The 9,077-nt window shown below is 62.5% G+C and carries 11 protein-coding genes; 1 reads left to right on the plus strand and 10 read right to left on the minus strand.

Going from position 1 to position 9,077, the window contains the following annotated elements:
* The 6 genes from EOA28_RS14645 to EOA28_RS14670 form a co-directional block, all read right to left on the minus strand.
* Positions 1-493: pyridoxal-dependent decarboxylase (locus EOA28_RS14645; protein WP_245501525.1), on the minus strand; the 493-nt coding region annotated here is incomplete at its 3' end.
* A 73-nt stretch (positions 494-566) separates the two neighbouring features.
* Complete coding sequence (locus EOA28_RS14650; protein ID WP_042642639.1) at positions 567-1,298, minus strand: peptidase; 732 nt, start codon at positions 1,296-1,298, stop codon at positions 567-569.
* A gap of 32 nt (positions 1,299-1,330) precedes the next feature.
* Positions 1,331-2,125, minus strand: a complete 795-nt coding sequence (locus tag EOA28_RS14655) for a transglutaminase family protein (protein ID WP_128314989.1) — start codon at positions 2,123-2,125, stop codon at positions 1,331-1,333.
* A gap of 21 nt (positions 2,126-2,146) precedes the next feature.
* On the minus strand, positions 2,147-3,088 hold the full coding sequence (locus EOA28_RS14660) for an alpha-E domain-containing protein (protein ID WP_126082590.1): 942 nt from the start codon (positions 3,086-3,088) through the stop codon (positions 2,147-2,149).
* A gap of 132 nt (positions 3,089-3,220) precedes the next feature.
* Complete coding sequence (locus EOA28_RS14665) at positions 3,221-4,633, minus strand: circularly permuted type 2 ATP-grasp protein (protein ID WP_189342046.1); 1,413 nt, start codon at positions 4,631-4,633, stop codon at positions 3,221-3,223.
* 168 nt (positions 4,634-4,801) lie between these two features.
* The gene (locus EOA28_RS14670; protein ID WP_027166286.1) at positions 4,802-5,038 is read right to left on the minus strand and encodes an Lrp/AsnC family transcriptional regulator; all 237 of its coding nucleotides are present in this window, start codon (positions 5,036-5,038) and stop codon (positions 4,802-4,804) included.
* Positions 5,039-5,248: 210 nt separating this feature from the next.
* Here EOA28_RS14670 and EOA28_RS14675 point away from each other — a divergent pair, with 210 nt between their 5' ends.
* Positions 5,249-5,668, plus strand: coding sequence for a DUF4864 domain-containing protein (locus EOA28_RS14675; RefSeq protein WP_127249450.1), 420 nt, complete (start codon positions 5,249-5,251; stop codon positions 5,666-5,668).
* A 636-nt stretch (positions 5,669-6,304) separates the two neighbouring features.
* Here EOA28_RS14675 and EOA28_RS14680 read toward each other — a convergent pair.
* From EOA28_RS14680 to EOA28_RS14695, 4 genes are all read right to left on the minus strand, one after another.
* On the minus strand, positions 6,305-7,030 hold the full coding sequence (locus EOA28_RS14680) for an SDR family NAD(P)-dependent oxidoreductase (protein WP_127249451.1): 726 nt from the start codon (positions 7,028-7,030) through the stop codon (positions 6,305-6,307).
* A gap of 168 nt (positions 7,031-7,198) precedes the next feature.
* Positions 7,199-8,329 (minus strand): tRNA guanosine(34) transglycosylase Tgt, encoded by a 1,131-nt coding sequence (tgt, locus tag EOA28_RS14685; RefSeq protein WP_127249452.1) that lies wholly within the window; start codon positions 8,327-8,329, stop codon positions 7,199-7,201.
* The gene (locus tag EOA28_RS14690; RefSeq protein ID WP_127249453.1) at positions 8,322-8,591 is read right to left on the minus strand and encodes a hypothetical protein; all 270 of its coding nucleotides are present in this window, start codon (positions 8,589-8,591) and stop codon (positions 8,322-8,324) included. Before EOA28_RS14690 ends, tgt begins: the two co-directional genes overlap by 8 nt.
* Positions 8,581-9,077, minus strand: a 497-nt coding sequence (locus EOA28_RS14695) for an S-adenosylmethionine:tRNA ribosyltransferase-isomerase (protein WP_189342047.1), incomplete at its 5' end; no start/stop codon positions are given. The genes EOA28_RS14690 and EOA28_RS14695, both read right to left, overlap by 11 nt.

Here is a 9,077-nt window from a genome sequence, read left to right on the forward strand (position 1 = left end):
GCCCCTTTTTGTTGCCCTGCCAGTCGAGCGCCCGCTCGCGCATGGTGAGCACCGCCGCAAGCGTCGCCGACGAGGCTGAATCCTGGATGACGCCGGAAAGGCCCTCGGGTAGGCCAAGCGCTTGGCGCATCCAGTCGACGATGCGCGTCTCGAGCTCGGTCGCCGCCGGCGAGGTCTGCCACAGCATGCATTGCGCGGCCATCGCCGAGACCAGATACTCCGCCACGACCGAGACCGGCGCCGCATTGGCGGGGAAATAGGCGAAGAAGCGCGGATGCTGCCAATGCGTCATGCCCGGCACGATCTTTTCTTCGAAATCGGCGAAGATCCTTTCCATCGGTTCGGCCGTTTCGGGCGGCGAAGCCTCGATGCTCCGGAAGATCTCGCCCGGCGCGATTGCCGGTCGCACCGGACGGTCGCGCAGGCCGGCGCGGTAATCGACGCCCCAGTCGGCCACCCGCCTCGACCAGTCGCGGAATGTCTCGTTGTCCATCTATCCTCCCGACCCCAGCCGCAATGCAGCGGGTAAGCCAGCTAAATGCCCAACCGGCCGCGACGTGCGGACCCTAACCGGGAAAATCCGGCAGGCTGGCAAAGGCCGCCTTCAAGGCGTTCGACCAGCCGTCGGATATGGTGCGGTAATAGGGATCGTCCTGGCCGATGCGCCTGTTGAGCCCGACCTTGAAGCTGTCGTTCTCCAGGAACAGCAGATCGAGCGGCAGCCCGACCGAAAGGTTCGATTTCAGCGTCGAGTCGAAGGACACCAGAAGCAGCTTCACCGTTTCGGCCAGGCCCATTGTCCGGTCATAGGCACGGATGATGATCGGCTTGCCGTATTTCGTCTCGCCGATCTGGAAGAAAGGCGTGTCATCGGTCGACTCGATGAAATTGCCTTCCGGGTAGATCATGAACAGCCTGGGCGGACTGCCCTTGATCTGGCCGCCCAGGATGAAGGAGGCGTTGAAGTAGGAATCCGCCTTGTCGCCGTTCGGCGAGGCATGTTCGATGACTTCCTTGACCGTATCGCCGACGAGCCGCACCGTCTGGTACATGGACGGCGTCTCGAGCAGCTTCGGATGACGGTCGCCAACGGCCTTGTTGCGCTCGTCGAGCAGGCTGACCACGGCTTGCGTCGTGGCCAGGTTGCCCGCCGACATCAGCACGATCACGCGCTCGCCAGGCTCTTCCCAGACGTGCATTTTCTTGAAGGTCGAGATCGAATCCATGCCGGCATTGGTGCGCGTGTCCGACATGAACACGAGCCCGCGATCGATCTTGAGGCCGACGCAATAGGTCATGATTCTTCTTTAACAGCGAATCTCGTCGGAAATTACTGCTCTACCGTGACGGTGACGGCAAGCTTCTCTTGCGCCTGCCCCAGCAGTATCCCCGAGACAGGCGAGGCGTCGCGATAGTCGCGCCCCGTCGCCACCCGCACATAGCGGTCGTCGGGAGAAATACCGTTGGCCGGATCAAAGGCATCCCATCCGAGCCCCACGACATAGGCCTCGGCCCAGGCATGGCTGGCGGCCTGCTCGACGTCGGCATCCATCATCAGATAGCCGCTTATATAGCGGGCCGGAAAGCCAAGCGCGACGGCCGCGGCGATGAAGATATGGCTGTGGTCCTGGCAGACGCCTGATTTGAGCGCCAGGGCCTCTTCGGCCGGCGTCACGACGCTGGTCGCGCCTGGCTTGTAGGCAACACGTTCGCGGATCGCGCCCATCAGCGCGTGGAGCCGCTCGATCTCCGTCCCCTGCCCGACCTTGCCGGCCAGTTCACGAATACCGTCGCCGGCGGCGGTGAGCGGCGTCTGCTGCGCGAACAGCCAGAGCGGCGCGTAGCCTTGATGCGGGCCCGTCACGCCCGCCGTGTCATGCGTCGTCACCTCTCCCCGCGCCTCGACGACGATGGCGGTGTGGCCGCTCTCAGCGCTCACCAGCCGCGTGTCGTTGCCGAAATGATCGGTAAAGCGCACCTCCTCGCGTGCGCCTTCGACCTTGATCGCCCAGGAGCCGACGGTCTGCGTACGCCCGCTCAGGGGCAGCAGGCGCAGCCGCTGCAGCAGATATTGCACCGGCGCATCGTAGCGGTACTCGGTGCGATGGGTGATCTTGAGCCGCATGACGCCCGCCCTCAGCCCCGCTCAATGGAACCGGTAATCCTGGGCGATCTCGTCGCCCAGCCTGGTGTTGTCGCGAATGAACTCGGCCAGGAACTCGTGCAGGCCGTGATCGAATATGTCCTTGATCGAGCCTCTATTGAGCAGCGCCTGAATCTTCTCGGCCGTGGCGTGGCAAGCATGGCGCTCGCCATAGTCGTCGGCGAGGAATTTCAGGTGCTCGCCGAGGAAGCGATAGCAGAAGGTCAGCGAGCGCGGCATGCGCACATTGAGGATCAGATAGTCCGCGATATTCGTCGGCTTGTAGTCGGCCTCATAAACCCAGCGATAGGAGCGATGCGCCGACACCGAGCGCAGGATCGACTCCCACTGGTAATTGTCCAGCGTCGAGCCGACCCAAGACAGCGAAGGCAACAGCACATAATACTTCACGTCGAGGATGCGCGCCGTGTTGTCGGCGCGCTCGACATAGGTGCCGAGCTGCGAGAAATCGAAGATTTCGTTGCGCAGCATCGTGCCGTAGAACGAGCCGCGGATCAGAGCCGTCTCGCGCTTGATGGCATCGAGCACCGTCGGCAGGTCGCGCTCGTCGATCGGCCTCGCCAGCATGCGCTTCAGCGACATCCAGGCTTCGTTGATGCTTTCCCAGGTCTCGCGCGTCAGCGCCGTTCGCACCATGCGGGCATTGTTGCGTGCCGTCTCGATCGACGACATCGTGCTCGACGGGTTCGAGGTGTCGCGCAGCAGGAAGTCGGAGACGTTGGCAGCGGTATAGTCCTGGTATTTCTGTGAGAACGCATAGTCGGAGCCGGCGCTGAGCAGCACCGAATTCCATTCCTCTGACGCGTTCTGCGTGCGCGTCAGCGCCATGCGCAGGCCGGCATCGACGAGGCGCGCCATGTTTTCGGCCCGCTCTATATAGCGGTTCATCCAGTAGAGACCGTTTGCGGTGCGGCCAAGAAGCATGTGGATTTGCCTAGTGAATGGTGAATAGTGAATGGTGAATAGTGAGTAGTACCCAGCAACACTTCGTCATTGCCATCCTCTCGTAACTAGGCATCTGACCATTCACCATTTTACCGTTCACCATTCACCGCTCTAGTCGTCGAGTACCCACGTATCCTTGGTGCCGCCGCCTTGTGAGGAATTGACCACCAGAGAACCCTCTTTGAGGGCAACACGCGTTAGCCCACCCGGCACGATCTGGATTCGGTCCGAAACCAGCACGTAAGGCCGAAGATCGACATGGCGCGGCGACAGGCCCTTTTCGGTCAGGATCGGACAGGTCGACAGCGCCAGCGTCGGCTGGGCGATGTAGTTCGAAGGCTTCGCCTGCAGCTTCTTGGCGAACTCCTGGCATTCCTTCTTGGTTGCGGCCGGGCCGACCAGCATGCCGTAGCCGCCAGAGCCGTGCACTTCCTTGATCACCAGCTCGCTGATGTGCTCGAGCACATATTTGAGGCTGTCCGGCTCCGAGCAGCGCCAGGTCGGGATGTTGCCGAGAATGGCCTTGCGGCCGGTGTAGAACTCGACGATCTCCGGCATGTAGGAATAAATCGCCTTGTCGTCGGCGATGCCGGTGCCAGGCGCATTGGCGATGGTGATGTTGCCGGCGCGGTAGACATCCATGATGCCCGGCACGCCGAGTGCGGAGTCCGGGCGGAAAGTCAGCGGATCGAGGAAGGCGTCGTCGACGCGCCGATAGAGCACGTCGATCTGCTTGTAGCCTTCGGTCGTGCGCATCGCGACGTGGCCGTCAACGACCCGCAGATCCTGCCCCTCCACCAGTTGCACGCCCATCTGGTCGGCGAGGAAGGCATGTTCGAAATAGGCCGAGTTGTAGGAGCCTGGCGTCAGCACCGCGATTGTCGGCGCGCCCTTGGCGCTTTGCGGCCGCACCGCTGCGAGCGACCGGCGCAGGAGCTGCGGATAATTCTCGACCGGCCGCACCTTGATCTTCTGGAACAGCTCCGGAAAGAGCTGCATCATCGTCTCACGGTTCTCCAGCATGTAGGAGACGCCGGACGGCGTGCGGGCGTTGTCCTCCAGCACGTAGAACTCGTTCTCCGATATGCGCACGATGTCGACGCCGATGATATGGGTGTAGACGCCGGCAGGCGGCTTCACCCCGATCATCTCGGGCAGGAAGGCTTCGTTCCTGGCAACGAGATCCCTCGGCACGCGCCCGGCCCGCAGAATCTCCTGGCGGTGATAGATGTCGTCGAGAAAGGCGTTCAGCGCCTGCACGCGTTGCTCGATGCCTTGCGTCAGCCGGCGCCATTCGTGGCCGGAGAGGATGCGCGGCACGATGTCGAAAGGGATCAGCCGCTCGGAAGCTTCCTGCTCGCCATAGACTGCAAAGGTGATACCCGTCTTGCGGAAGACACGCTCGGCGTCCTGCATTTTCTGGGTAAGCCTGGCCGGGTCCTGCTCCTTCAGCCAGCGATCATAAGCCTCATAAGGTCTTCTCAATCCGGAAACTTCCGGAAGCATTTCATCGAAGGCTGCCAATCGAGTACTCCCCTCTGAGACCATTTCACTGGCCTCGCCGGAGAAAATCAAGCGCAATCGATGATTTAGGAAGCCGTGACGGCCACTCTATGCAAATTGCCTAAATTTAAGGCACAGGCGGCAAGGTCGGGTCAGCCCCTGCTTGCCGGCGGGGCATCGCCCGACCGGTCAGAACGCCCGGAAGGTCACGATGGTGAAAGTGTCCTTGATTCCGGGCAGGATCTGTACCCGCTCGTTGACGAAGTGACCGACGTCTTCCTCGTCGTCGACGTAGAATTTGGCGAGCAGGTCGTAATTGCCGGCGGTCGAGTAGATCTCGGAGGCGATCTCGGCGTCGGCAAGCGCGCTGGCGACCTCATAGGCCTTACCGAGGTCGCACTTGATCTGCACGAAAAATGCCTTCATTGCCCGGTCCTGCCGCCTGCATCGTGAATAGCGGTCCTTGTGGCAGACTGCCGCCCGGCTTTCAAGCTTCACGCGCCGCGCAGCTCAAAGAGTGGCCGATCCCGCCCCTCGAGGCTGAAATGACGAAATCTTTGCAGCTCGGTGAAACCACGCCCTGCCGCGACGCGTATGTTAGAGTCGTTCGCCAGGCGATTTCCCGGGAGACAGCCCATGCGCCGAGCACTGTTCGCGTTAGCTCTTGTTCCAATGCTGATGACCTCGCTTGCCTTGGCCGACGATGCGGAGGTCAAGGCCGCGCAGACGGTTATCGACAGCCAGTTGAAGGCGTTCATCGCCAGTGACGGCGCCGCCGCCTACAGTTTCGCCGCGCCCAATGTGAAGCAGATCTTTCCGACCGTCGACACCTTCATGAACATGGTGACCAACGGCTACGCGCCGGTGCGAAAGCCCCAATCCTATTCCTTCGGCAGGGCCGAGCAGACCAGGCCCGGTTCGATCGTCCAGCAGGTGCTGATCGTCGGGCCCGACGGCAAGGATTACGAGGCTGTCTATACGCTGCAGCTGCAGGCGGATGGCAGTTTCAAGATCACCGGCTGCAGCCTACGCGCCTCGACCTCGGTCAGCACCTGAGCAATTCCGGAAAGGCGCGCGACGGCCGGAATTTGGCCGGGCCCACTCTCAATCCCGGCGCTGATACAATGTCCAGGCCAGGCCCGAAAGACCCCAGCTCGTCGAGGCGTCGACACGCTCATAGGCCGACCTGCAGGTCGGCACGGCCTCGACATATGCGGCTGCCGGTCGATAGGCCCCTCGGAGATCAGCCAGGACGGACGCTCGTCGCATATTTTGTTTACGGAGACAAACGATGCCTGGCGCCCAAGGCGTTTGGCAAAATAATCGACGGTCATCACGGTCCGGAATTCCTGGTTGGTGGCGTAATTCGCCGCGCCGTCACGCGTCATTCTGTCCACCATCGCTGCGTAGTACCCCCGCGCGCCGAGCACCCGCAGAACGAGGCCGGCCACCCCGATGACCGCGACGGCCGCTCCAGTCCATTGTTAGACGGCGGCTGCAGGCTCGCGGGAGCCGCTAGCACGGCTGGTTTGTGCCTCACCCGACACCGAGGCTTGTTCCGAGACGAGCAAGGTCTGCGCCTTTGCCTGAAATCATCCCGGCAATCTATACAATCGCAGTCGTTTCAAAATGGTTCGCGCCCTCAAGCGGAGGCTTGAGGGTCTCGGGTCGCCTCAGGACATAAACCGGTGTTCAGTAGCGAGCCCGGCCGCCGGACATGTCGAATACCGCGCCCGTGTTGAAGCTGACGGCATCGGAGCAAAGCCACAGCACCAGCGCCGCGACCTCGTCGACTGCGCCAAGGCGCTTGAGCGGACTTGCGCCGATCATGTCGCTGACGACTTGATTGCCAAGTCGCCTGATAAGTTCGGTATCGATCGGCCCCGGCGCGACGCAATTGACGCGAATATCGGTGTCATTAACTTCGCGCGACAAGGCTTTGGTGAAAGCGATGATACCTGCGCTCGCCGCCGAATAGGCTGCAAGATTGGGCAATCCCTCCTTGCCGGCCAGCGACCCCATATTGACGATGCGGCCGCTGCCGGTCTTGCGCATGAACGGCAGAACCTGATGTGTGACCTCAAACGTGCCGATGAGGTTGACTCCGATGATGCGCTGCCACTCGGCCGGCTCGAAAGCCTCGAAGCTGCGATAGGGCCCGAGATAGCCCGCATTGTTAACGAGAATATCGACCCGGCCGCTCTCGGCGATCACTTCGCTCAGGGCTTTTCCGATATCGCCTGCCTTGGTTACATCCACCGTTTGGCTGCGGGTTCCGTCGAGTGGCGCTGGATCGGCATCCCATATCCAGACGTCGCATCCCGATCGCGCCAGTTGCATGGCCACGGCCTTGCCGATGCCCCTCGACCCACCGGTCACGATCGCCGTCTTGCCGGCGAAATCGAACGTCACAGCCATGGCTGATCCCTCAAGACAAGATTCTGCTCCCAGGCAGAACGTCCGTCAATCGGCGGGACCAGCGGCTAGAGCATGTCTCCCGACAGTGGGAACCGGTCTCGGGATAAAGACATGCGTAAGTCAAAGACCTGAAGCGCATCGAGCGAATCCGAAGGACTGCGACGCGCTTTATATCGCCTGGATGTCGCCCCTCGCCCAGCCTTCGGCGATCTCGGCGGCGCGCGCTTCAAAAGCCTGCGCCTCGATGGCTGCCCGGATGTCCTGCATCAGCTTCTGATAATAGGACAGGTTGTTCCAGGTCAGCAGCATCGCTCCGAGCGACTCTTGCGAGCGCACCAGGTGATGCAGATAGGCGCGCGAGTAATCGCGCGCCGCAGGGCAATCGCTTTCCTCGTCGAGCGGCCGCGGATCGTCGGCATGGCGGGCGTTCCTGAGATTGACCTTGCCGCGGCGCGTATAGGCGAGGCCATGCCGGCCGGCCCGCGTCGGCATCACGCAGTCGAACATGTCGATGCCGCGGGCTACCGATTTCAATATATCGTCCGGCGTGCCGACGCCCATCAGATAGCGCGGTCTGTTGGCCGGCAATTCCGGGCAGGTGATGTCGAGCATCTCCAGCATCACCGACTGCGGCTCACCGACCGCCAGCCCGCCGACGGCATAGCCTTTCAGATCCATCGCCTTCAGCGCCTGCGCCGAACGCACGCGCATCGGCGCGCTGTCGCCGCCCTGGACGATGCCGAACATTGCCTTGCCCGGCTGATCGCCGAACGCAATCTTGCAGCGCTCGGCCCAGCGCAGCGACAATTCCATGGCGCGCTCGATCTCCTTAGGTTTGGCCGGAAGCGCTGTGCATTCGTCGAGCTGCATCTGGATGTCGGAATCGAGCAGTCCCTGGATCTCGATCGACCGCTCCGGCGACATTTCATAAGGTGCGCCATCGATATGCGAGCGGAAGGTGACGCCCTGTTCGGTCAGTTTACGGAGCTTCGACAGCGACATGACCTGGAAGCCGCCGCTGTCGGTCAGGATCGGATGCGGCCAGCGCGCGAACTCGTGCAGGCCGCCGAGCCTGGCTACGCGCTCGGCGCCTGGCCGCAGCATCAGATGGTAGGTGTTGCCCAAAATGATGTCGACGCCGACGCCGCGCACCTGGTCCATATACATGGCTTTGACGGTGCCGCCGGTGCCGACCGGCATGAAGGTCGGCGTGCGGATTTCGCCGCGCGGCATCGAGACAAGACCGCGCCTGGCCTTGCCGTCGTTGGCAAGCACCTTGAAGGAAAAAGTCTCAGCCATTGAATTCCTTGTCGTGCACCGGCGCATCGGGCGCCTGCTCGTCGAGCGACTGCCGGTAGCGGATGCAGCCGTGCATGAATTTCGGCCATGGCGGCACGGCGATCGACGGCTCGGTCTTTTCCGGCAAAAGGTCCCAGAGGTCGGGATGATGCCAGCACAGATCATGCCCGGTCGTGTCGCGATGCGCGCGGATGCCGGCGCGCAGCTTCCTCACTTCCGCGATCAGCCTATTGCGGTCCATGCCGTTGAGATCACCGTCCATCGCTCGTCTCCGCTCGGTAAAGCAGGCTGGCGTCGCCATAGGAATAGAACCTGTAGCGGTTCTCGATGGCATGCGCATAGGCCGAGCGCATCGTCTCCAGCCCACTGAAGGCCGAGACCAGCATGAACAGTGTCGAGCGCGGCAGATGGAAATTGGTCATCAGCATGTCGGCCGTGCGGAAGCGATAGCCGGGCGTTATGAAGATGTCGGTCGGTCCGGACCAGGGCTCGATCCTGCCGTCCGCGCGAGCCGCGCTCTCCAGAAGCCGCAGCGATGTCGTGCCGACGCAGATGATCCGCCCTCCCCGCGCCTTGGCGGCGTTGAGCGCCGCCGCCGTCTCGGCACTTACCGAGCCGGTCTCCGCATGCATCTTGTGGTCGGCCGTGTCGTCGGCCTTCACCGGCAGGAAGGTGCCGGCGCCGACATGCAGCGTGACGAAGCGGCGCTCGATGCCCCGGGCGTCGAGCGCGGCAAACAGTTCCGGCG

Source organism: Mesorhizobium sp. M2A.F.Ca.ET.067.02.1.1, from assembly GCF_004023285.1.
Taxonomy (GTDB): domain Bacteria; phylum Pseudomonadota; class Alphaproteobacteria; order Rhizobiales; family Rhizobiaceae; genus Mesorhizobium.